General features: G+C 61.1%; 12 protein-coding genes and 3 pseudogenes. 9 read left to right on the top strand and 6 right to left on the bottom strand.

The genetic code is table 11. The features are described 5' to 3' along the window. Positions 1-390 precede the first annotated feature (390 nt). A pseudogene (locus tag I6F36_RS35710) lies at positions 391-696 on the top strand (transposase); the annotation flags it as partial. 89 nt (positions 697-785) lie between these two features. Here I6F36_RS35710 and I6F36_RS35705 read toward each other — a convergent pair. After that, positions 786-1,328, bottom strand: a complete 543-nt coding sequence (locus I6F36_RS35705) for a hypothetical protein (protein WP_225141948.1) — start codon at positions 1,326-1,328, stop codon at positions 786-788. A gap of 79 nt (positions 1,329-1,407) precedes the next feature. On the opposite strand from I6F36_RS35705, the gene I6F36_RS35700 reads away from it, so the two are divergent. Beyond that, positions 1,408-1,791 carry a hypothetical protein gene (locus tag I6F36_RS35700; RefSeq protein WP_225173081.1) on the top strand — a complete coding sequence of 128 codons (384 nt, stop codon included), beginning with the start codon at positions 1,408-1,410 and terminating at the stop codon, positions 1,789-1,791. A gap of 608 nt (positions 1,792-2,399) precedes the next feature. Here I6F36_RS35700 and I6F36_RS35695 read toward each other — a convergent pair. After that, entirely contained in the window at positions 2,400-4,205 is a 1,806-nt protein-coding gene (locus I6F36_RS35695) for a S8 family serine peptidase (RefSeq protein WP_225145533.1), read from the bottom strand. Positions 4,206-4,361: 156 nt separating this feature from the next. Here I6F36_RS35695 and I6F36_RS35690 point away from each other — a divergent pair, with 156 nt between their 5' ends. The 6 genes from I6F36_RS35690 to I6F36_RS35665 all read left to right on the top strand — a co-directional run bounded on the left by I6F36_RS35690 (position 4,362) and on the right by I6F36_RS35665 (position 21,150). Beyond that, on the top strand, positions 4,362-11,474 hold the full coding sequence (locus I6F36_RS35690; protein WP_225173080.1) for a methyl-accepting chemotaxis protein: 7,113 nt from the start codon (positions 4,362-4,364) through the stop codon (positions 11,472-11,474). A gap of 27 nt (positions 11,475-11,501) precedes the next feature. Further along, positions 11,502-17,492: a hypothetical protein gene (locus tag I6F36_RS35685; protein WP_225173079.1), complete on the top strand. Its 5,991-nt coding sequence runs from the start codon at positions 11,502-11,504 to the stop codon at positions 17,490-17,492. 38 nt (positions 17,493-17,530) lie between these two features. After that, positions 17,531-18,163: a hypothetical protein gene (locus I6F36_RS35680; RefSeq protein ID WP_225173078.1), complete on the top strand. Its 633-nt coding sequence runs from the start codon at positions 17,531-17,533 to the stop codon at positions 18,161-18,163. Between the two features lie 89 nt (positions 18,164-18,252). Further along, positions 18,253-20,088, top strand: a complete 1,836-nt coding sequence (locus I6F36_RS35675) for a hypothetical protein (RefSeq protein WP_225173077.1) — start codon at positions 18,253-18,255, stop codon at positions 20,086-20,088. Positions 20,089-20,111: 23 nt separating this feature from the next. Next, a complete protein-coding gene (locus I6F36_RS35670) occupies positions 20,112-20,765 on the top strand; it encodes a hypothetical protein (protein ID WP_225173076.1) in 654 nt (217 codons plus the stop codon). Between the two features lie 73 nt (positions 20,766-20,838). Next, positions 20,839-21,150, top strand: a complete 312-nt coding sequence (locus I6F36_RS35665; RefSeq protein ID WP_225130087.1) for a hypothetical protein — start codon at positions 20,839-20,841, stop codon at positions 21,148-21,150. A gap of 79 nt (positions 21,151-21,229) precedes the next feature. On the opposite strand, the pseudogene I6F36_RS35660 reads toward I6F36_RS35665, so the two are convergent. After that, positions 21,230-21,445, bottom strand: a pseudogene (locus tag I6F36_RS35660) (nucleotidyl transferase AbiEii/AbiGii toxin family protein); the annotation flags it as partial. Beyond that, positions 21,435-22,023 (bottom strand): annotated as a pseudogene (locus I6F36_RS35655) (DUF6088 family protein). The pseudogenes I6F36_RS35655 and I6F36_RS35660, both read right to left, overlap by 11 nt. Between I6F36_RS35655 and I6F36_RS35650 the strand changes: the two are divergent. Continuing rightward, the gene (locus I6F36_RS35650; protein WP_225173089.1) at positions 21,940-22,209 is read left to right on the top strand and encodes a hypothetical protein; all 270 of its coding nucleotides are present in this window, start codon (positions 21,940-21,942) and stop codon (positions 22,207-22,209) included. The pseudogene I6F36_RS35655 and the gene I6F36_RS35650 sit on opposite strands and share 84 nt — an antisense overlap. Positions 22,210-22,495: 286 nt before the next feature. Here I6F36_RS35650 and I6F36_RS35645 read toward each other — a convergent pair whose 3' ends face one another. Both I6F36_RS35645 and I6F36_RS35640 read right to left on the bottom strand, forming a co-directional pair. Then, entirely contained in the window at positions 22,496-23,131 is a 636-nt protein-coding gene (locus tag I6F36_RS35645; protein WP_225173075.1) for a DUF6036 family nucleotidyltransferase, read from the bottom strand. Continuing rightward, entirely contained in the window at positions 23,128-23,514 is a 387-nt protein-coding gene (locus tag I6F36_RS35640; RefSeq protein WP_225145541.1) for a hypothetical protein, read from the bottom strand. The genes I6F36_RS35645 and I6F36_RS35640 overlap by 4 nt, the downstream gene beginning before the upstream one ends. Positions 23,515-23,895 lie beyond the last annotated feature (381 nt).

The following is a 23,895-nucleotide window of genomic DNA, read 5'->3' as shown; positions in this document are numbered from 1 at the left end:
ATGGACTGCTGCAGAGGGAGGCATCGCTTGAGCTAGATCAAGAGAACGGCTCCCACCTGAGGCGGCCTTGAGTAACGCGGGCCCAGTGTGCCTAGGAGGCCGCGCCAGCTATCAGCCCCTTAAGTGCCAAAAAAATTCGTTTCCCTGGAAATTGGGATACATCTGGACATTACAAAACAAACGGCCGCACGAGCCGCTTTGGACCAGCCCTTGCGGCCGGTGCCACGACGTTCCTGCACGATCGCGACGGCGCCTGCTGGTTAATACGTCCATCTGCCAGCGTGGACCGGCGCCCCCCGTTACGGCCTCAGCTGGAACTGCCCAAGCGATCCTCGATCACTCGGAGGTCCTCAAGTAGAGCATCTCGAGGATAATATCGCGGACTTCCTCGAGGCGGCCTACAAGTACATTGGCGAAGTCCAAGCCTTGCAGGAGGACACCGTGAAGCACTCAAAGGACGAATACGTTCGCCGCGAGGGCGACAAGGTGATCTCCACCAATACGGTTGAGGGCTACCACAGCATCTTCAAACGCGACATGAAGGGCGTCTATCAGCACTGCAGCGAGAAGCATCTGCATCGCTATCTCGCAGAATTCGATTTCAGGTATAGCAACCGCGCCGCGCTCGGCGTGAACGATTATGAGCGCGCCGAACTCATGGCGAAGGGCATCACTGGTAAGCGTCTCACCTATCGACGGCCAACCGCAAAGCAGACGCCGCGTCGAATTAAGAAGATGCTCGCGGCTTATGCCAAGTGGCGATCCAAACGAGAGAAGTGCAAGGACTAGCCGCCAACAACTGGATAGGTGGCCGCTGGCCGCCGAAACCAGTTTTTAAATAGATTCCCGGTCATGGAGACTTGAAAGCGCAAAGCCTTCTCTCCATAGACGCTTTGTTGCGCAGAATTCCAGCACGTCAGGAACAAAATCCTGTAAGGCGGCTCCTCATCAGCTGAGAATTCATCCAAGCAAACACGCGCTTCGTCCGCTGTTTTGCGTCCCTCGCGCATACTGGCAAGCAGTTCATAGTACCGACGCTTCATCATCGCGTGGGAGCGCGCTCGATTAGACAGATCGAAGGTCAAGTCGAGCGCCGCCAAAATCGCGGCACCAGCCGCAAATACCTCTTTAAGGAGTGCCGCATCGATAGTTACGCTGGCAACGTGCAGCATCTTCGGCAACACATCAGTAAGGGCGGCCGTCCCGAGCGCTATAACAGCAAACATGAACCAGCGATGCACAGTATCAAGAAAAGCCTCACGGCAGGAGTGATACTGAGCATTCGTAAGACAGCTTATCGTAGCTTGCTCTAGCGGCGAGGCGGCCATGGGTCCGGATGCGGCTCCTGATGACGGGGGTCCTCCCGCTTCTCGATGTGTCTGTCGGGCTCCCACCTCGGAGCCGGTCTTGGCTGCTCCCGTTGCGGCTGAGGTTGCGGCGTCGGCTCCGGGCGTCTCGGCTCGTTCGCTGCTCTCCATGGGCTTCCCATTGTGCGCCGCCCCCTACCGCTTGGATTTCCGAGGCGGCCATGGGTCAGGATGCTTAACCGCAGACTTGTGTCTTGCTGCTTTTTTTGCAGCCTTCTTCGCTTTCTTCGCCTTTTTCGCTTTTTTTACCATGCGCCCCCCTCTCGCGCAGCATATACAACTAACGGCTGTCTCGGCTATGATCTTTTGGACGGCTTCGTTTTTTTCATTTTACGACGCCTTTCCCGGACCGATGTTGCGGCGGGCTTTTCGCCACCACGTCAACGGCGCGCTCAAAGCGCTGCCAGGCGTCGGGCTCTATTAGTTCCGGCCTCTAGGTAGCTTTCTTGTAGTTGGAGTCGAGTTGGTGAGCGGCTTAAATGGCACTAGTAGCTTCCGCTTGCTCAACGCCGGGCTGATGCTGGGATCGCGCTAGCTCGCACCCGAGTCGCATCAGGTTACATTGCAGCCAGAGCTTCTGCTGTAAATCATGCTTGCTGCGCCGAAATAGGTTCCCGACATACGAGCCCATACGGAGACGGTACAAATGCTTAGCCATGTTCTGCTCCTGTGCAGCAATAGCCAAAACTAGATGTGGCCAATTGTACCGTTGCCTTCCAGACCGCCGAAATTTCCTAAGTGAGGCATCTCGTTCAGCGCCGACATTGTAGCGCTCAATGAAAATCGATTAATGCAACAAATCCAGGATCAGCGCCTAAATTCGGCGGTTTGTCGACTTCTTTCGTGGTTTTTGTTACACGGATTATCGGTTTGCGGCGGCAGAGCGCGATGCTCGACCACCACGCCTGCTGTGATCATGAAAAGCCCGCGACGTAGCGGATTGGGAAGAAAGGCGGTAGCTGTGTTCGGCGCCGCAGGCTCGAGCGTGCCGCAGGGTCGAATTCGCTCCGTCGCGCCAAATTCGTGCTGCGATCAGCTTCCTACCGGTGCTTTCGCTGCGGTCACGGAATTCAGCGCATTGACGCGTCCGCGCCCCCAAATGTTCGGCAATGGCGCAGGCGGGGCGTCGGCGTGGTCACCAAGCAGCTTGGCGACTTGATCTTGCTTGAGCGTGGGCTTCACCTGCAGCATCGCCGCAACCACGCCGGCAACATGCGGAGCCGCCATACTGGTACCCTGCTTGGCCGTAAATGGCTTGCCAGCAACATCGAGCTCCGGGTGCGGCTCGGCGTTGATGGCCTTCGCCGAAATGATCAACTGACCGGGCGCGCACAGGGTAGGAAATTGACGGTCGTCCAACGTCGGTCCCTGGCTCGAGAACGCCGCGGGCTTGTGCAGATCGGCGGACGGTCTCGTAACGTATGCTCCAACCGAGATGGCCTTGAGCGCGGTCGCCGGAATCGTACCGGTACTCGCGGCGCTCGTTTGCGACGAGGTGAACGCGGTTGCGGGAATCCCCTTGCGTCCTTTCGGGGCACGCAGATAACCATGATAAACGCCAGCGTCGGCACCGGTCCCCACGGTGACGCCCGACAAGGTAATCGACCATGTCCCGGGAGCAATCCGCAGACCGTCCCGACGAATGGCGATGCTGATCCGGTTCTTGTTGTGGGCAGGAACGGCAATGGCGGATGCGAGACTAACGGTCGAGCGGCCGAGTGTGCGCCGCACCGAGCCCCCGCTTGCCGCGAGCGACATTGAAACGCCCGAAGGATCGGTGACAACGACATCGAACCTTTCCGCAGTCGACTTCAGACCGTACCAGATTTCGATGTCCAGCTCCTTGGCCATCTGCCTGTCATCGATGCGGAAAGTGATCCGATCCGTGGCGCCGCGCGCGATCCTGCCCCGAACGTGCTTGTTCTTGTTTCCATCGTTGCCGGCCGAGACGACGATGGCGCGCCCTTCAGCCCCGAGCGCAGCATCAATCGCCCTTTCATCCAGGCTACGACCGTCGCGCGCGCCCAACGGTTGGCCCAAACTGAGATTGATAACGCAGGGACAATTGCGCGCTCTCGCTCGTTCCTGGATGTATTCGATCCCCTGCCGTATCAGCGCAAAGTTGAACTTGGTGGCGACAACGATCAGATCCGCGGCCGGAGCCATTCCGACGAAAGCTGTCGCCGGGCTGCCGGGCGAAACGGCGCCGTTGCCAGCGGCAATTCCCATGACATGGCTTCCGTGTGGATCGTCGGGCACGTCCTTGGTGCGCAGCGGCCGTCCACCCGTTCTCAACGCGTCATTTATGGCGGTTTCGGTGAATTCCACGCCACTGCGTGCCGTACCGTCAACGTTGTTTCCCGGGGAACCTTCCGAGGGAAAGCGGGGCGGACGACCCGGTCGTGCCGGCACCGGTTCGAGGCGCTGGTCCCAGATCGAGAGGATTCGGGTCTTGCCATCGGGCTTGCGAAAGCTCGCATGCGTATAATCGATGCCAGTGTCGACGATGCCGATGATCACCCCCTTCCCCACTTCGCTTCCGATCACGGGCTGCAGCACGTCGGCCTTGATGTCGGATCGGCTAACGTCGAATGGCGAGTATAGCGTGCGCGCGAGCTCTATGTATTCGATGCCCAGGCGGTGGACCTCGGGCAGGCTCGACAGGGGCATCTCGGCAGAGATGATGCCGCCGGCCGTCGCGTGCAGCCGCATTCCCAAGGCCACAAGTTCATCAAGATCGCCATGCCATTCGAACGTGACCGGCACCCGTGTCGTCGCCCGCTCGTGTGCGGGCGTGTCGTCGTACATCCATTGCAGATGCGGATCGATGATCGTCATGTCGCTTCTCGCAATCGGTGGAGGGTAAGACACGTTCCATATTGACCGATCAAGCGTTCTACGGCAAGTTGCAAGAGGGTCTCGGACCATTTCGTCCGACCGCATTTCTAGACTTCCTATTTTCGGACACGACGTTTTTGCTTAGGGGATTGGACCATGGCGGGCGTCGCTGGGCCGGCTAGAATTTCCTTTATCGCCATTCGCGCGATGGAAGACAGGTCGGATGGCCCGCTTGAGGCCGTCGTCATCGGCACCAACGATCTGGACGGAACCGACTGGCGCTACGTTTGCTACGATCTTGCGGTCTTCAAAAACCTTCTCAGGGATCGTGACAACCCGTTCGCCCCGAAGAATCCGCTCTACGCGGCGAATGCCCGTTATCACGACGGCAGCGACGCGAACGACCCGCATCTGGGTCACGTCGCCGTCGATGACGATCAAGACCCAACCCCGCCAACATCTGCGATCGAACTTCGCGGCATCGCTCTGTTCACGGCATATCGCGCGCCGACCAACTATGCGGCGGAGAAGGATCCGGTCAAGCGGCAGCAGAAAGCCTGGGACGTCTTCGACGAAGGTCCGCTCGCCCGCTTCGATACGATCGCCCTGGCCCGCACGCTGGCCGACAAGCCGGCGCCGCGATGGCAGGTTTCGAAGCTCGTCATTACGCCGGCGACCGGAAAACCCGGCAACTTCAAAGCGCTCGCGATCAGGCTTCAAGTTCGCCTCGCATTGAACGGCCACTGGATCAGGCCGAAAGTCGCCACCTCAGGCGACCGCTATGACACCCGCTTTCACGTGGGCCTCGATGTGGTCCAGGCGACAACGACACAATCCTTGTGGAAAATCGCCGCCGCGCCGAGAGGCGCGCTTTGCCGGCTTATCCAGATCGCGCTCACGATCGGTCCATGGGATCGTGGAGAACCCGCGCTCAGCATCGTTCCACTACGCTATGCAGATAGCGATTTCATCGACGCGATCGTCAAACCCGATGACGGCAATCTCTCCACCGATCAGGTCGACGTAATACCCCTGTTCGTCGATCAGGGCATTCCCAGTCAACCGCCCAACCGACCGCGCCGCGAATTCGGGCTTCGTGCGGTCGAGCACCAATTCAACAAGGACACGGGCTCCCACGACATCATCCGTGTCGCTCTGCGCTTCGAGCTAACCCTTTGGAACTATAGCGGCAAGATCGGCAGCATCCTCAAGCGGTTCTTTTCCAAACCCGAGCTCCTGCCGGTCAAAGGCCGGGTCCGCTTCTCCCAAGAGCAACGCGTCGGTGACATCGGCGCCCGCGGCCTCAAGCCGCTCTTACCGGTGCAATGGATCGTCGCCGCCCGCCTCGATCCGCTCAACGTCGACCCTAAATCGGACCCAAAGCTTCGGCGACCCGATCAGATAACCGACTTCGTCATCGACGCGTTCGATGTCGTCATCGAGGATGAGCATGACAGTCTGCGTAAGGTCCGTGACGGGGCGCCACTAAGCGTCATGCCCGCGCTGGCCAAACGCAAGTCGGAACGCGGAATGCCGTGGCACGCAGTCGGGTTGCTGCGCGAGAATTACGCCTGGCGCCGTGTCATCGTGCCGACCACCGGCACCGTCAAGGATGCGGCCGATAAGCGGCGTCAAACGGCTTTCCTGTCCTTCGAGCCGCGCTTCATCCCCGATATGTGGCAGGGGGTCACCGCATTCGAGCTCGTCGAGAAAGGCAAGTCGGACGAGGATCCGCGCTTCGCCTCGCCCTGTACGGCGACGTTCGCTCGTATGATCGCAACGGAGGGCACGGCGCCGGTCTGCAAGGCGCGCATCTCCGCGCCGTTCGTCGCCGCGAGCACCGATGTCCAACCCGGCGCGTGCACGGACGGGCCGGCATGGCAGCCCGCTATCACGCAGACCGACGATCTCGGCACGGTGCCGACGATCAAGTTTGGCTTCTCGCTCGAAAGCACCGATGGCTCCGAGATAGCGCTCGGCGCGCTGGGCTTCTCGCTTCTGAAGGCCCCGGACCTCACGATGGTCACCAAGGCCGATCTGACCGGGCTTCTTGCCCGATCCGGTGGTGACGAGCTGCCAGATGCGCAATTGCAGGCGGTCGTTAAATTCCCGATCGAGCGCGTTAAGCCAATCGGCCAGGACGACCTGCCTCCTCAGATCCGCAGGCAGTTGCTCGGTCGCCCGACGCCCATTTCGGATGACCCTGACGAGCCGCTCCTGCTCGAACTGGACTACCGCAGCGGCTCCGAGCAACCCGATGACGAAAAGCTCATTCAGGCCTTGGTCGCCACGGAATCACTCGCGCCCGGTGAAAATCAGTCGGTCTCCCTTTCGCTGCGCGCGATCAGATCGATGACGACGACCAGCGCAGCTCCAAAGCGGCTCGCCTTGGTGATCGACCCGACCCCGTTCCGGGTCGCCGCCGTGGAGTATGTCGAGCCTGCTCGGGCCGCCACCGATCAGAGCAACGAAGTCGCGATATGGAGCGACGAAGGTGACGTGTCCTGGCGCGTGCTTGATCCTTCCGAGGCGGTACGGATGGTACTGCCGCCTCAGGTCATCGGCGAGGCGATGGAGAAGAACGCAACCGCAATCGCCGGCGCACCGAAAGATGTCGAACCAGGCCGCCCGGCGGCCGCGCGGTTTGGTGCGCACGCACGCCTCGAGGTCGACCCCACCTTTGCGGACACCAACTTCCGCGAGCCAGGCTGGAACCTCCGTCGTAACATGGGCTATCCGACCATGCGGACGCCGGGCTCCCGCTTGAAGGAGCTTCGGCTCGAGCTGCTCTACGGTTTGACGACCCGGATCAGCACCACCGACAAGAGCACCGACGCCTTCGTCACCGAGATCGGCGCAACGATCGGAGCGCCCGTATCTCCCGTGTCCGATACGGCGAGCGCGTCTCGCGCGACACTGAAGAGCCATCTTCAACTCGCGAGCCTCGTGTTGCGGGCCCAGCGCAGGCGACTTGCCGTCGACAAGCTCTGGAGCGGTCGCCCCGATGCCGAGCTGAAGATCGAGGACGGCGTAAGTTTCAGGCTACGCACCGGAGGATCGGACCCGGCGCATGGACCCGCGACCCCACTTCGCTGGCCTGTACAAGGCGACATCCCGGCAGATACCGGTGGTCTGATCGAATCCAAGAAGCTCGCGCAGACGTTTTCGACCAGCCAGGACGACCGGGAGAGTTTTCCCGGCGGGGTCGCCTGGGCTTTCGAGAGCGCCAATATCCTGATGAAAGTCTACAGCCGACCGGACGCGGACGGGGGTTCGGCGAAAGGCGTCCACCTCTCCGCGCACGGCGGCTATGGCGGCCAGCGGGCGCTGTTCGACGAGAAGAAGACCGTTGTCGAGACCGAGACGGGCCAGGGCCGCGTCCACCGTTACAAGCTCGAGCGCATCGGACGCATCGGCGGCCTCTGGAATCGAGCCAAACACGTCATCATCTATGAGCGGTCCGTCGTACCTTCCGCGCAATTCTTCAATTTCGACCCGATCGGCCTGTTGCAGGACGAACACGCCGGACGCCCGATCCTTCGCAAGGTCGAGGAGTACGTCGAGCTGCTGCAGCCGGTGCGCCGCTATCCCGAGGACGGCAAATCGATCGCGGCCGCCGGATTTCTCGTCGGCGTGGAGTTCAAGTCGGGCAAAATCCGTGTCGATAGCCGCTGGGGCGGCGATGTGCGCCGCGAAGGCTGGCAAGTGCCTCTGTGGAACAAGGCCTTCGCGAGCCTCCCGCCGGTGTTGGCCCCAACCAGGCTAGGCGATCCCCCGATCAATCCAGACGATCCCTCGCTGATCTATCCGAAGCCGCAGATTCGTTTCCTGCTGGCGGGAGAACGCGGCGGCGAAATTTCCGTCGAGGTCGACGAGCCGGAAAAGCTCGTCTTCTACACTTCCGTGGTCGACGGCGAAAGCGGCGACGACACCGATGCATGGCGATCGGTGCGCGATATCGATTTCATCGATCTACCGCCACCGGCCGCGGGCCGCATGAAGCCCAACAGCGCCAATCTCACCGACGCCATGATGCCGTCAGAGCCGGCGCACGCACCTGGTTTCGAGCGGATGACCATCGGCCTGGTCCGTGCGAAGGAGCCGGCTGTCCTCACCCACGGCCGGGCTCCGAGCGGCCCCGGGACGATACTCAAGAACATAACAATCGCCCGCGCCGCACCACGGGCCGCCGTCGGCGCCCCAAGCCCACTGACGACTTTCGGGCAGTCACTGACGCAACACAGTTCCGACCTGCGGGCGGCCATCGATGCCAAAGTCGGCCAAGCGCTCGGCGTCCTCGAGAAACTGGACCCCGAGAAGCCTCTCACCGCTGTCAAAAACGACGCCGTCGCAGCCATCGGCGCCGCACTCAGCCATCCGAGTTTCGTCGGCGATCTCAGGGCCGCGACTTCCGATGTCAAGAACTCGCTCAAGTCAATCGATCTGAGCAAGATCGACCCAAAATCGCCCTGCGCCTCGCTCGCAGACCGCCTGAACGATGCTGCCCAAGGACAGGTCGAACGTCTGCGTAAGATCGCCGGCGAGGCGATCGATTCCACACTTGATGGGGGCCTGAGGCCAATCCGCAACATCGCTGGCATCGTTCGCGACGTGAGCGTGTTCCTCGACAGCGAGGATGCATGGCTATCGCCGGATGAACGCGCCGACCTGATCGACAAGCTGTCAGGACTGCAGAACCGGATCGCCACCATCGCGGACGAAAGGAGAGCGGACATCGAGCTGCTGTCAAAGCGGGTGACGGCGGATCTCGAGGCCATTAAGGCAGTAGCCGGCGCCTCACTCGGTGAAGCGCAAGACGTGGCAATTCCGGCCGCACTCGGCAAGATCCACGATACGTTCAAGACGCTGAAGGACGACGTCGGCGCGGCAACGGTGGTCAACGATTTGATCGCGGCGTCCGCACGCGCGACGCTTGACGAGCTTCGCAAGCAAGCGCAGCAAATCGACACTGAACTTTCGCATATCGACGATACGGCAGCGCTCATGGCAGCGCGCCGCATCCTGCCGGCCATCCACGACACGTTGGGGCAGGCAATCACGCTCGCCGATGGTCTTACTCACGTCGGTGCTGCGATCAGTGACGACGTGAGGACGGCTCTCGCCTCCTACGAGGCGTCGCTCAAGCAGTTTGAGGACGCATTGAAAGCCCGTCTCGGCACCGCCGGCGGATCACTCCAAGCGCTCGCCACCAAACTCGATCAAATCATCGCCGAGGCGCAGAATGCCGCGCGCGGCCTCGTCGTGTTTCTCGAAGACACGATCGACGCGGGCCTTGCCGAGGCAACCAGCATCTTCGATCGGATAGCCGATGCGATCATTGCCCTCTCGGCTCCCGAAGATCCCGACGACGATGCCGATTCCACCGGCGCTATCCATCGGGCGCTGACGGCGATAGCTGACACCAGCGGGTTGATCGAGAAGGCCGTGGTTGCGCAGGGCGAAATTGTCGCAACCGTTCTACGGAAGACACTCGACGCGCTCGCTGCCGGCATCACCGCCGCGATCGTTGACGTGGGGAAGGAACTCAAGGATGCCTGCGCGGTATTCGACAATTTTATAGGAGAGATACGGAAGGACGCGCAGAAGGTCGCCGATTGGCTGCAGAACGCCCTCGACGTCGACGGGTACAAGAAACGGTTGGACGATGCGGTAAAGCAAGCCATCAACGATGCCCAGGGGTCCATCGAAGACCTGAAGCGGCGTGCCGCGGAAGAAGCCGAACGCGTCACGCGCGAGGTCGAAAATCGTGCACGACAGATCTCCGGCGCGGTCCAGGAGACTTTGCGCGATGCGCTGGGAACGGATCCAGTAAAATTAGCCGATCAGGCCAATCGGCTCTATCAGGAAGGCAGCGATACCTTACGGCTCCTTCGTGCCGTCGGCGACCCTCCAAAAACGGATCGGCTCGGCTTCAATCGACCAGAAGTCGCCTACGTGCTCGCCGAGGCCAACAAGGTCGTCGACATGACCCCGGCGATTGCGCTGGTCAACCGGGTTTCGGATACGCTTGCGGCGGCCGATAAGGCCGGCAAGGCGGTCGGTGACATGCTTCAGTCGTTCGGCGTGCGGCTGCCCTCGAGCGGCGTTGCCGAGCAGTTCATTCCCGACAAACTGAAGCAATTGTCCGTCGCGGATCTCATACCGAATATGGGCGGTATCGATTTCCGCGGCCTGCTTCAAAGATTTGCCTTCCCGGATCTTGACGACTCCAAGGCCATCAAGGTTCAGCACGGTTTCGACAACGTCCAGATGCGCGCCTGGCTTCAGACCGACATCGACGTCCCCTTCACCGAGCCCGCGCCCCTCCTGTCGTTCGGCCCCGTTGAGATCGTCGTCGACGAAGCCAAGTTCAATGCCAAGGCGCGGATGTCAGTGGGCCGCGACGGGACCCAAAAGACATTCAATGGCCGCATCTTCGGCGACTGGAGAGTCGTGACCGGCGGACAGGACATCCTCACCTTCCGTCAGACTGGCTTGTATTTCGACGACTCCGGCAAGATCGATTTCAAGATCGACCCGGAACGGGTAGAACTCGCCGACGCGCTCGCGTTCCTGACTGATTTTCTCGCCGCTTCCGGCGAGGGGGACGGGCTGGTCATTGAACCGCTGATGCGCGGCGGAGTGCCCGCCGGCATCGCCGCCACGCTCGACATCGACCTGCCGGACCTGCAGCTCGGCGTGTTCGGAATCTCGAACCTTTCGTTGCACATTCTGTTCGGCATCGCCGCGGTTCCTCAGTTCGAGTTGATGTGCGAACTGTCGGTCGCCACCAAGACAATGCCATTCACGCTGAGCGTCTGGATCCTGAACGGCGGCGGATTCCTGACGCAGCGGCTATCGTTCCTCCCGGTCGCCAAACCTCACCCGATCCTGACCTATTCGCTCGAGGTAGGTATCGTCGCCGGCGTTGGACTAGGCTTCAACTTTGGCGTCGTCTCGGGTGGCGTCTGGCTTCAGGTCGGCTGCTCAATAACGATGACGTGGTCGACCGGCGCCGGTGGTAACACCACTGCAATTTCAGTCTTCATACTCGCGCGCGGCAACGTCGACGTCGCAGGCCTGATCACGGCGGCCATTTCGTTGTTGCTGGAGGTCACCTACGACGGCGCGCTGATGATCGGGTCCGGAACGCTCCGGCTCAGTTTCAAGATCAGCGTCTTCTACACGCTGCGTGTCTCCCAGCACGTCGAATATCAATTCGCCGGCGAGAAGAAGCAGTCTGAAGGCTATTCCGATTCTTACGCTTGATTTTGTCGTACCAAGGACCGTTCGTCGATGGCTTCCGATCCGCGCAATCTCAGAATAAAGGTCCAGGCGGATCGTCTGCCAGACGTGAGCAACAAGGCTCAGATCTCGCTACGGGTAAGCGCCGTCATCGATGGATCCGACGGAGCGCTTCTGACGGACGCGATCGGTGAGATCCTGCCCTGGAAGTGGCGCCTGGCGGATGGCAGCGGGACCTGGAATCCGCACAACGTCACCGCCTGGCGATTCTGGCGCATCGTCGACGTGACCGGAGTTCCTACCATCCAGGATCTGGATGCCGGAACCATCGTCACGGCGGCCGCCAACGCGCCGGCGGGTTTCGATCTTCCCGGCGCCGACGGAAGCAGGCGCTTTCACCGCCGGCTCGAGGAGGAAATCACCTCGATCGTCAACACGAGTGGCCTCGAAGCTGCCCTGTGCATGCCGGCGGGTACGGCAGAGGTGACTGGGCGCACGGTGTTTGGGCTTGTCGAAAGCTTGACGGGATTGCCGAACCCGGTTCCGGTTGCCAACAAGGTGTTCACCGTATTTACGATCGACCCCGCGCCTGACAAGAGCACCACTTTCATCGCGGCACCGTTGTTCGGTCCGACCGGCGGCGGTACCTACACGCTCGATCCGGCCGGTCCCACCGTGATGTCGGATCAAAACGGCGACTTCTGTCGCGTCGACCTTGTACCTACGCCTGGTCCTGGTTCCGCGCCCATGTTCGCGGACGGGTCCGTCGACATGCGACCGAGCTTGTCATGGGATGATCTCAGTCCGTCCGGCGATCCCCAGCGGCTCATCGACATGGAGACCATGCTGATCAAGAGGCCAGCCGTCGGGCACGGCTTGACCGATGAGGACTGGGCCGCCTCCCTCTCACGACGGATCGCCGAAGTCGTTGATCCGTGGGCCCGTGTGTTCGGCGTGCTGGACGCCACCGTGACGAGCGAAATCACGAAGGTGGCGGGCGGCGACGAGCTGCGACGCGCGCTTGCCCGGGATCTCGCCTCACAACCGACGCCAAAGTTTCTCGTGGCGCTTGATTCGATTTCATGGTGGGTCGTGGGCAGGCGCAGCGCCGCTTCCGCGATTGCGCTGCCACCCGGCTTCTCGATACTGGAAGGCCTCTCCCTCCGCCAAGCCGACTTCTGGAATCTCACAGCGGCCCTGATCCTGGGCGCCGCCGAACGTGACCCCGGAAGCGTCAGCAACAATCCGCGCCGCGCCCGCTTTGCTTCCATCAATTCACGCAGGTTGAAGGGGCTGCTCGGCTTGCCGCTCGATCCGCCGGGCTCGGCCATCGCCCCCGAAATCGAGAGCATCGAGTCAGACGATGGCCTGCGGAAGTTCGTGGCACGCAATTGGCTCGGCGGACCGGATCTTTCGTCCGACGGTCCTCATCCGCTGCTGATCGCTGCGCCTCGCGTGATCGGCGCACGGACATTGACTTTCCCCCCCGACGCTCAAGCGTTCGGCCCTGGAGCCACCCAACCAGTTTCGGGCGCCGTGCTGGATCTCGGGCCAGCCGCTTCCGCGGCCCCCATCGCGCCGGCGGCACCGACGAAAGTGGCGTTCGATCTCGCTCTCACGCCACCTGCAGGCGATTTCAAGCTAGTCGTCGCGTTCGTGACGGCGCCAGGTCGCCCGATCCTACCCGAAATTCGTATCGCCGGGACGGCGGCGTCTGCCACGTTGGACGTTGCCATTTTTCAGGATGGCGCCTCCGTCATCGCAACGACGCTCGCGCGTGGAGCGACGATCCGCGTCGAGATCGCGATCATCCGACCTGACGCAAATGCGGCGGTCACCGTCACGCTATCGGCCGGCGGTTCCACGCCTGTGCCGGCCGACCGTCTGCTCGGGGCAGCCTTCTATCTGTCGATGAAGGCAGAGGTTTCAGACATTCCGGACGTTGCCATCGTCATGCCCGACGCGACTGCAACGCCGCTACGTACCGCGTTGGACCGCATCACGACCGGACCCGGCCTTCGCGCCGATCTCGCATTGGCCGTGATCGGGCCGTACATTCCTGGACTGACGGCCGGACGATTGACATGGGACGCGCCCCAGCCCCAGAACGAGCAAGATGCGGCTGCGCAGCTTCCACTCGACGAGCGGCTGATAGCCAGCGTTGCCGCCCTCGTCGGCGCCGAGCGTGCCGACGGCAGCCGTCCCGCCGCGTCATTGTATGATCTGATCATCGGTGCAGCGCTCACCGATGCGGGACTCGCGGCTGCCAATCCCGGGAGTGATGAGGAGAAACTTGCCAATTTGCTGAAAACCGTCGTCGAGGCCGCTCGCCGCGATGCCGTTCGTCTCGCCGGCCGCCTCGTGCCATCAGCCACAGACGAGTCAGGAGGCGGCGATGATTCCAGCGGCCGCCTCACCGTCGATTCGCCTCCACTGGTTTTCCGCTTCGACCAGCTCCAGAGCATTGCCGGTGCCGCCGACCTTTGGACCCGGCTGTCTGGTGTGGGAGCCCTGATGGCCCGTACCGACACTTTGAGCGATCCGATCCAAGCGTGGCGTAGTCTCAATGTTGCCACGCTGCATGCCCCCGACACTTCGTCGCAAGGTTCGGCGCGAGCTGCGCTCAGTGAAGCCAATGCGGTGATGGTCCGTAATCTTGCCTGGGCCGGCGGAGCTATCGTCGATCCGGTCCCGCTGCAGGTCGGAGAGATCGGCGGCATACGCGCTGCCTTGCTTTCATACGACAATCGCTCGCCGGTGGCCGAGATGGCCACCGATGCCGCGCTAGACAACGTTCCATCCTCGTTCGCGCGCCGCATCGAAGCCTATCGCTTTCCGCCGACCACGGGCGATGGCGCCACCGACTATCGCCTGTTCGCGCTATCATTCGGCTATGCCTTCCACGTCGTCCCATACGTCATCGGTCACGGCGGGACCCTACCTCCGATCTTGCGGAATGATCCCAATGATCCATTGACGATCCGGCCGATTGAACCGACCGGGCCGCTCAAGGGACAGGTCAAGATCGCAACAAACATGGATGCGGTGCGTCGGTCAGCGCTCTACCGACGAACACGTCCAATCGGCGCACCAAGGCTTGCGGGCGACCGATCCAAAGCGATTCCCGACGGCGTCGTGCCGCTCGCCGGTGAACTACCGATACGGCCAGCCCCCGTGACCATCGGAGGCGATGTGCAAGGACGTTTCTTCCTCGATCGGCAAGGACGTGCCGGCGTCCTCGAAGTCCGCGCCGGTCCCGACCCGGGTTTGCGGATCGACATCGGCCGCATGGAGTGGCCTGAAACAAACGAAGCGCGTAAGCTGTCCATCACGTTCCGGGGCCGCTCGGGGCCGAGCGAAGCCATCACCGACCTGCTGACATTGACGCACGACATTGGCAGAAGCGGAGCGATCCGGGTCGAAGCGTTCACGACCATAACGACGATCGCCGCGGGAGTTGACGAGCCCGAATGGGCCGAGGATGAGTTTGATTTTGCGGCGGCAACGCAAGACTTGCAGCTGCCCGCCAGCGACATCGCGCAATGGCGAGACGTCCTGATCATTATCGCGACGGACAAGGACGTCGACATCGAACCCCCGATCGTCACACCGATCGTCAGTCAGCTCGACGGTACGGGAAACTTCGCAAGCGTCGCTGTCGGTAAGCCGCGAATTGCGCCGGAATCGGGCCATCAGATGCGCGCGACCCACGTGCTCGACGGCATCCAGGTCGGCGCCGCGACGGGCGCTCGCCAGATGACGATCCGATTGCAACGACCGACGGTGGAATTTGGTACTTACGGGCGATGGGTCAACCCTCCCCTGTTCGACGATCGAGTTGTGGCCAACCGACCGCTCGTTGCCAAGGCGCTCGACGCCGCGCTCGGCGTAGCAACGAGCCCAAACAAGACCAAGGACGATCGGTCCCTCGATGATCCGGCCGTGACACAGTTGTACGGTGAACTGGTATGCATCTTTCCAACTTTTCGGAAGTTCAAGATGGCAGCAGTCGGAGCTGCCTGGACCTCCCTCGAGGACGTGCTCGGCTTCGATGGCTCTGGCCGTCGCCATGTCGCGCCGATGCCGTCCATGACCATCAAGGTCGATCCAAACGGGCGGGAAGGTCTGACCGGCGATACTGCCACACTCTTGCCAGGTCGTATCTACGAGTTGCGCGTCTATGCAGGATTGCCGGACAAGCAAGACAAGCTTTGCCCTTTCACGCGCGACCAGCGGCTTTCGGCCGCCGTTAAGGCCACGCTCAGACACTGTCCGATCGACGCGAAGATGCGGCTGGCGGGCCCCCTGGTGCTGACGCTCGAAGTTGCGACCGAAGCCGTGCCCGAGATCTTGGGAACACAGCCGCTGAACATCGACCTGCGCCGCGCCCCCGAATATGCCGAGCAGGCATGGATTTCATTGACGGCGGCGTTCACAGGAAGAACGTCGACGTATCCGGCTTTGCGCTATTGCCATCTCGCTGCGCTCGAATCGCAACGCTGGAGCTGGCGCGGCAGGCCGCAGGACGACCAATGGTACCGGTTGGCCACGACCGGAGCTGAGGCAATCGACCAACCCCGGTATCGGGAGCTGTTCGACACATCGTTCTCGGACCGTCGCAACGATGACGTTGGCGAAATCTTCGAACGTCGCATCGAGCGTGCCCATGTCTATGGCGGATTGAGGCGGCGCAGCGATCCTGCCCCAAGCAACCCCATTCCGCGCCTGTTCGACAAGAGCCTCGACTGGCGTGGCGGCATGAATTTGTGGCGCTTCGGTCTTCGCATCGTAAGCCGCTACAAGGCTATGCGGCCTGGACGGCCGGAATTCATGCGCTCCAGTCATCGGGGGCCCAACGGCAGCGCGATCTGGCAGAACAAGGTGCTGGCCGATCGTTCCAACGACCGTCGTCCCAAACGTCCGGGTCTGGCGATCGTTCTGCCACTGACCGAACGCGCCATGGCGTGGGGAACCGTTCCTCCGCTCCTGGCCTTGTTTAACGAACCGCTCTATCCGAATTTCCATGTCGGAGATGGCATCGACGCCATGGTCGAAATGGCCCGGCATCCGATGACACGAGCCGAACGAAAAACGCGTGTCGCGACGATCGATAAGCTTTTGAATCCATCGGACGGCACCCCTCCGCCGACCGGAGAAGCGCTCGACAGATTGGTTGCGGAACGAGCCGCCCTCCAACGCAATATCGACGCCGGCACCGACGGGCCGACAGATGCCCTCAAATACTGGCAGGAGCACGGCCCGGACTCGATCCGGAGCGCAACCGGCTCCGGCGGCGCGATCATACCGCTGCGGATCGACGGCCCCATCGGCTACACTTTCGACCTCGCAACAGAGGCCGGGCGTTTCGATCACGCCGGTTTAATGATTACACCCGTCAAACCCGACATTGTTCCCTGGTCGTTCGTGAAACTGAAGTTTCGTCGTTTCGAGGCTCCGGAGAGCATCGACCCTGCGACCGCCCTCACCGGCCAGGGCCTGGCTCCAGCATCGTACAATAAATTCTATTGCGAACCGCGCCTTCTGGCGATGAACGATGCGTCCAACCGCTTCCGGCTGTCCAACAGCCGCAAGATTATGCGGGACTTTGCGCCGGAAGACTTCAAAGACCTCAAGGACGTCGTCGGCAAGGGCATCTTCCCCGCCGAGCACGAAGGGCTCGCGATCGACATTGCCAGCACGGAAGACCTGGACGGCTCGGCGATCCGGTTTCAATTCACTGACGACAGCGACAGCGAGTTCGTTCGTATCGCATTCAGCGTGAAGGACGACGGCGCAAAACGGAGCATTGCTTTCCAATTCTTCACGCAGTTAGGCGATGCCGGCACCTGGACGCTGGACGTCCCGGCCGGCGGTGACGTGCGGTTACGTCTGATCGTGTCGGCCCGGGACAAACCGGAGAAAGGCGAAACGTACAAGCCACCGGTGACATCGCGGTGCGCGCCCGAATCGCACGCGATACGACGGATGAGATTCTGTCACCGAGCGAAAATCGCTGGCTATCGGTGGCGTGCCTACCGCTGACCAGTGCAATCGAGGTTCCCATCAATCAGCCCCTCACGATGGTCATGAAGGCGACGGGAGCTCAGGCGGCCGTTTCGCCGGCAAGGCTTTCTACGTTTACACCATCGCTGTGGTGGCAGTTTGCCGAGCCCATGTCTCTGTTCGACGCCGTCATCGACGGAGTTGCGTCGACGGTGTCGACGGATGATCTCACCGCCTCGGTGACGGGGACCATAGTCTCAATCGAGCGCAAGCCCACGGCGCAAGGACCGTTGCAGAAACTGCAATCGCTCGCGCCAGCGGCCGATCAGCAGGCGGGACAGCTCGAGGAAGTCCTCGTGCTGGTGCTGACACGCAACATCCACGATGCGCTCGATCGCGTTCGGGAGCGCCCGGTCGCGGTCAAGCTCTGGGATGGGACGTCCACATCGCTGAACCTCGCCAAACCAGACTGGCCAACATTCGAGGATCCGAACGAGGGGCCAAAGCTCGGCGATGGCGGGCAGATCCGCTTCCTGCGCATTCTGCGTCCAAAGACGCGCGCGATGGGCGGCTATCTCGAGACCGCGCCGTCGTTTCCGTTGGATTTCTTTCAGTACGAAACGATCGAAGGAGACCTCGACATGAATCCTCCGGACGCCAAAGGAATGGTGCTCGGAATGTCGATGCCGATTCCCTGGAAGCTCGTGTGACGCGTCCAGGCATTCGTCAATCGTGACTTACGATCGCGAGACTAGTGGCAGAACGCTCATCATCGGGGGACCAAATGGTTGAGGGGGACGTGGAAAGGCTCGCCAAAATTATTTTGGGAGAAACGAGCGGATTGACCGCAAAGGGAACGGACTCAGCAAAATCGTTGGAACGCCTCTGGTCGGTCGTCGCCGGCATTGCAGTAACTGCGCGCTGGAACGGGCTTCAGGATCAAATGAAAATCGCCGGCAACATGCTGTCTGCCGACGAAGCGGCGAACTACACGATCATGAAGGCCGTTGCCGAAAAGATCTCGCAGAACCGCTACGACAGTGCCGTCGCATTGCCCAAGCAAGCAACGCTCTGGCAGATCGACCGAAATGGCGCGCCATCGAAGGACGTCGGCACGCCGCCCGACTGGATCTACAAGACCGGCGCAACCGAGGGCCTCGAATTCCAGGACAAATCAGGCCTGACGTACCGCCTCTATGGAACGAGCGAAGAGGCTCCCGGCAAACTTGGCCTCACCTCGTCGTATAGCCTAACTGGCCTGGCGCCGCGATCATGGAGCGTTCCCAAGCCGGTGAGGATAGCCGCATGGTGGCTCGGTTCGATCGCGGCCTTGATCTTCGTTTTCGGTGGCATCTCGGCCATATGGTCGGGACAGAGCGACGGCAATGCACGGAGCCAACTCCGAAATCTCGACATCCAGTACCGTGTGCTCGACAAGCTGGCCGACAATTGCATCTCGGATGCAGCTCTGCTTCCCAACTGGAAGCGGAGCGTTTGCAGCTTCCTTGATGCCGGCGGCAAGTACGTGAAGCCAGCCGCAGTTGCCCCTGCCGCGCCTCCGCCGGCCGCCCCACCGGCCGCTCAGGTGCCGCCGGCCGCCCCATCGCCTGCGCCGGGCGCTCCCGCCCAGCCGATCGTTCCGTACGGACCGAAGGTCGGAATGGCTCTCGCTACGATCCGGAGCTGCCTCGACCATGGGCCTTCCGCGGCGGACACAAACGCTGCTTCACCGTCGAAGAAGCCGCCAGAAACAGATGGCGCGGCCGCAACGGACGCGACGCTGTCGTGCGAACTTGTGGTGCGTAGCGCAGTCGATGCCGGCATTATCGCGGTCACGCCGAATACGTCCATTTGGTCCGGCATCGCGAATGCGCTTCTCGGACTGCGAGACACTCCCGGCACGCGGTCGATCATCGTGCAATTTCTGGCGATGACCCTCGGTATTGCCGGACTCGCCATCGCGCTCGGCCTGGGGACCAAGGGGCGCATGGTCGGCATCTGGGTCGACGAGCGTAACCGCGTATCCCTGGCGCGGGCGCAAGTGACGCTCTGGACCATCGTTGCACTTGGCGGCTTCGCCACCGCGGCGCTTTTCAATGTTGGCCTTGGCGGACCAGGTACGTTCCCACAGGTCCCGGCATCCATCGCCGCCGCACTCGGGATCGCCTTTGCCTCACCGATGATCTCCGCGTTAATCCTGAATACGAAGGCATTCGGAATGGCCGGTTCGCCGTCGGATCAGATCACGACGATCGGTGGGAGGCCAAAGGACAGTAACGACCAGTCCGATCGTGGCCTGCTGACGGGGTCGAGTGACTCTTCGGCCGTCGAAGTCCGTTCGGACCCGACGATGGCGTCTCTTGCCGACGTCTTCGTGGGTGAACACGTGGCCGACTCGGGCGACGTCGATATTTCCCGGCTGCAGAATGTCGTGCTCACCGTCACCCTGGTCCTGGGCTATTTCGCAATGCTCGTCGAGCAACTCCGCGGAATCGCACCAGACGTGCTGCTGACTGGAATCCAGAGCCTGCCCGACCCCGGAGGTGCCTTCACGTCGGTGCTGCTGATCAGTCACGCGACTTACCTAGGGACGAAAGCCTACAAGGGGAGCGGGAAAGGCGACACAGCTCACTAGCGTTCACCATTGAGGACCCTGCTATGCCCGACTCGAATGCAGCAGCACTGATAGGTCTGGCTTTGACCGCAGCCGGTTTTGCCTTCGGCCTCTATCAGTATCGGATGAATAGTGAGCAGGCGAACTTGACCCGCCAGCGCGAGCGCGCGCTGGCGGCATCCGACCAAACAAAGGAATTCTTCGAAGATGGGGACGTGCGTTTCGTCATGCGCCTTTTGGACTACGGCAACGCCCAGTTTTGGAAGGAAGACACGCTGAAGGGCCAGACCTTCGACATCCGTGACCTGCCCACCGCGCTCGCCGTCCACTGGAAGCTGGAGCCAACTGAAGAAATCGAAAAGAAAACATTCACGGACCAAAATCTGGCCGTCCGCTCCGCTTTCGATAACTTTTTACTCTGGCTGGAGCGGATCGAACATCTCATTCGCTACGACGTTATCGGGACCATCGGCTTCGGCGAGCTCTTCTCGTATTGGCTGGTCCTGCTCGGCGAAATCCCGCAACCCGGTGACAGGATCAATCATCTCTCCAATGAGGGGCGTGCCGCGCTTTGGGAGTACATTCGAGCCTATGAGTTCAATTCTGTCGTTCGCCTTTTCGCGCGCTACGGTCGCGCCGGCCCCGTCGGAAGAGATGGATTCCTTCCCCGCAAAACGACCTCGAAAGAGAACGTCTGAACACGTCACGCCGTACACGCCCTCCACTCCCGTCATTGCCTAGAACGATTTACCTAGAGGAGAAGCAGCAACAATGCCAAACATAAGCCTGAGCGGGAAAGCCATTGATGGCGATCCAGATAGGTACTGGATTAATTTATTCGCCGCAGATAGCACCTGGCAGTCCGGCGAACCTGGGAATGCGACCAACGTATCGACGACGAAACAGGGCAAGTGGCTATCCAAGCCAATCCCCGACAAGGGCGTGTATGCAAACGACACAGCCGGCAAGGTCGTGTTCTTCTTTCGCAACCTCGACCCGTCGACGGTGAAGATGGGAGATCGGGGTCAGGGGCACGCCTATGAAACAGCCCGTGCGATCGATTGGCACGTGGATAGCCTGTAGCTCCGGCGCGCCGGCGCCTCGACGGCCTAGGCTGACCTCCCGCTCAGGCGCTTGCCTCGAAAGGTTATCGTCCGAATGTCGAAAAACGGCGGATCGCACCGTAAGCCTTTGATAGCGAAGTTTCGCCTTTGAAGACAAGATGTTCGCCCAAAGGCGAGAAAAAAGTGCGTTCAGGCACCAGACAACCCAGACATCCTTTTCGAGTAAGATGTGCCGGACGACCTGAGTTGGACGCGGCAACGCCGAGCGCCTCTTGGCGCTCGGCGTCAGCCAGGTTTAGAAATCTATCCGACACGGAGTTCGCTTACCGGCTTGGCAAGCCAAGTCGGAAAGGAAGAAGCAGCGGACTTCAGCTCCTTCAGTTCGGTCAGGGTCAATTTCTGACTGACGGATCTCAACGCTCGTTCTGCCGTCTGTGGTCCCACCCAGGCAAGCGCACGCACTATCTCACCTGCACGTCGGTTCGACAGGGCAAGCTGCCAACGCGGTGCATGCTTGAGCTCCACGACTTGCTTACCAAGGCGGAGCTTGCGGGAAGGACCAGAGGTCAGATAAACCTGACGGACAGGTACTTGCGTCGTCAAACCAAGATGATTGGCCGCCACCGCGCCGCTGGAAACGATGGTTTCGCCGCTGCGAACCTTGATTTCCTCGACGACTTTCTCGACTGACGGGGCTCTAATTCCGAAACGGCTTTCAACTGGACGCAAATATATCCCTCGTCTCGCGCGCAGAAGTCTTCCTCGCTCGGCAAGACGCGACAGAGCCTGATCGACGGCGGCACGCAAGATGCAAAAGCGCCTTGGCAGCGATCGGCGCGCCTTCGGGCAATTCTTTGGTTGCTTCCAAAATCCGGGTGCTCAGGTGGGTCATGGCTCACGCTCCGGTGTCAGAAATATAAGAGAACTTCTGACACAAATTTATTGGATCTCTCTTTTTCCAGCAGGACGATTTCCTGCCTCTTCCCTTCCGGCGCATCGAGCGCGATCGCATTTTCGCGAGAATTACCCAGAAGAAGAGCGCGCCGCAAAGATGAACCGCAAGCGGGTCAACACCTGACATCCCATAACTGGTCGTCGTGCGCGCAGCGCATCGCCGCAGCGAAATGGCACCCGGGCCGCGTGAGCATAGCGACCCTCGGCGAAAGCGGAGGGACACGCGGGCCGAGTGCAGCGACAAGACCGGACTCTTGTGGCACCCGTCTGACGCGGCAGTGATAGCGGCGGCGGCTTGCCGCCGGGCCGCTTCAGCGAGTGCCCGGCGAGGAGCTCCTCAGCCCTTGCGCGAGGATCGTTAGACGCAGCCGAGAGGTTTGCCGCAACATGTAGGATCGCAGCCACGGCCGCTAGGATCCCGGCGAATTGCTTGCTGCAGCGTCTGCTTTGGGCTCGTCCGGAAGGCCGCGTACGAAGCTTATGGCTCGTTCCTGAAGTTCGGCCTCCAGCTTTGTCGCCTTGATACGCTCAACGACGAGATCGCGATTGAATGGCCGCGCCTTATGGTAACCCTCCACGAACTCCTTGTCCTTTTCCGACAAGCGAGCGAGCTTGGATACAATAATGTCTTCAGGACATGGTGCGACGGCAAGAACCTTCCTGTCGTCAACATCGACAGTTTTGGTAATCGCGCGTTTATTCCAATCCCCAGGAAGCCGTGCGGTATTCTCGTCGACACCGTCGATATAGAAGCCGTGCTCCCGATGGAATGTAGAGCCCTCGCCGTAGAGAGCATTGATCTCTTCTGAGGCCTCGGGATCATCTTCGGGATCCAGCTCCTTCTGCTGGATTTCCCATATTTTCGCGTTTTCCGGATAGGCGTCGATCTCACCAGAAGTGCGCAGGAGGACGGGCGCATCAGGCCATGAAAGCAAGATGCTCTGGCTGCCAATGATGAAGACCTTGTCGGTTTTAAACAGCCGGGCGATCACCCTGACCGTCTCGACAAGGTCTTCAATAGTTCGAACAAACGAGTTTTGTGTCACGCCGCCATCCGCGGAAGTGCCGCGGTCTGATGGATCGCAGATCTCTCAGCAATCCGCTTCGCCGCCTTCCAAATACGACGGCGCAGAGTGTCGTCCTCGAAATTGATACCTTCCGCCAAAACGAAAGGTGAGGACAGACGCAGACGCGTCATCTCTTCGTCGCGGCTCGTCAGACGGCGGCGTACCGTAGATGGAGGAAAGCCGAGCATGTCCGACCACTCGCGAACGAAAGTGTAGCCTTCGAAATGTTGCGAGTTACGGGCCAAAGAATCCTTGGCCCTTTCGACCAGCGACGGGTCGCGACCGATCTGCCGCGCGATAAGCCGATGCATGATCAGCTTCGCGGTGTCATTCACGTATTCCCGGTTGATCCGGACGCTCATGGCTCTCGACCAGTACCTACCTCTCAGGACGGAAAATAGGGCATCTACCCTTAAAAATCCAGCTACTCACCAATCCTCTTGGACGGGGTATGTTCCCTGTCCGTTCAAGCTAGCAGTTCCCATAAGCCCGGGCAACGGGGCGGACAGCTCGAACGAGAGCCAAGATTAACGGACCGACCCGCAAGCACCCCTCCAAGGTTTTGTAGAAAATAGCAAGCGAAATCAATATGTTGTTCATTATGCAGCCTGTTCCACAACGGCTAATGGCCGATACCTCGGCGGCGCCCCCAGCATTTCTTGGCATTCCCCATCCTGCTCATCCAGGCCTGCAACCAGCCCCGCCAAACGCCACGGCGTGGCTGTGCTGCCGCCCCTGGAACC

Origin of the sequence: Bradyrhizobium sp. BRP19 (genome assembly GCF_020194195.1) — a bacterium.
GTDB lineage: Bacteria > Pseudomonadota > Alphaproteobacteria > Rhizobiales > Xanthobacteraceae > Bradyrhizobium > Bradyrhizobium yuanmingense.
This window is presented reverse-complemented; position numbering and strand designations above follow the sequence as displayed.

Bases quoted from the DNA above. Each gene is read 5' to 3' on its own strand.
- I6F36_RS35685 (WP_225173079.1), top strand. From the start codon at position 11,502: ATGGCTTCCGATCCGCGCAATCTCAGAATAAAGGTCCAGGCGGATCGT.
- I6F36_RS35690 (WP_225173080.1), top strand. From the start codon at position 4,362: ATGGCGGGCGTCGCTGGGCCGGCTAGAATTTCCTTTATCGCCATTCGC.
- I6F36_RS35670 (WP_225173076.1), top strand. From the start codon at position 20,112: ATGCCCGACTCGAATGCAGCAGCACTGATAGGTCTGGCTTTGACCGCA.
- I6F36_RS35680 (WP_225173078.1), top strand. From the start codon at position 17,531: ATGGTCATGAAGGCGACGGGAGCTCAGGCGGCCGTTTCGCCGGCAAGG.
- I6F36_RS35695 (WP_225145533.1), bottom strand. From the start codon at position 4,205: ATGACGATCATCGATCCGCATCTGCAATGGATGTACGACGACACGCCC.
- I6F36_RS35705 (WP_225141948.1), bottom strand. From the start codon at position 1,328: ATGGCCGCCTCGCCGCTAGAGCAAGCTACGATAAGCTGTCTTACGAAT.
- I6F36_RS35665 (WP_225130087.1), top strand. From the start codon at position 20,839: ATGCCAAACATAAGCCTGAGCGGGAAAGCCATTGATGGCGATCCAGAT.
- I6F36_RS35640 (WP_225145541.1), bottom strand. From the start codon at position 23,514: ATGAGCGTCCGGATCAACCGGGAATACGTGAATGACACCGCGAAGCTG.
- I6F36_RS35650 (WP_225173089.1), top strand. From the start codon at position 21,940: ATGCAAAAGCGCCTTGGCAGCGATCGGCGCGCCTTCGGGCAATTCTTT.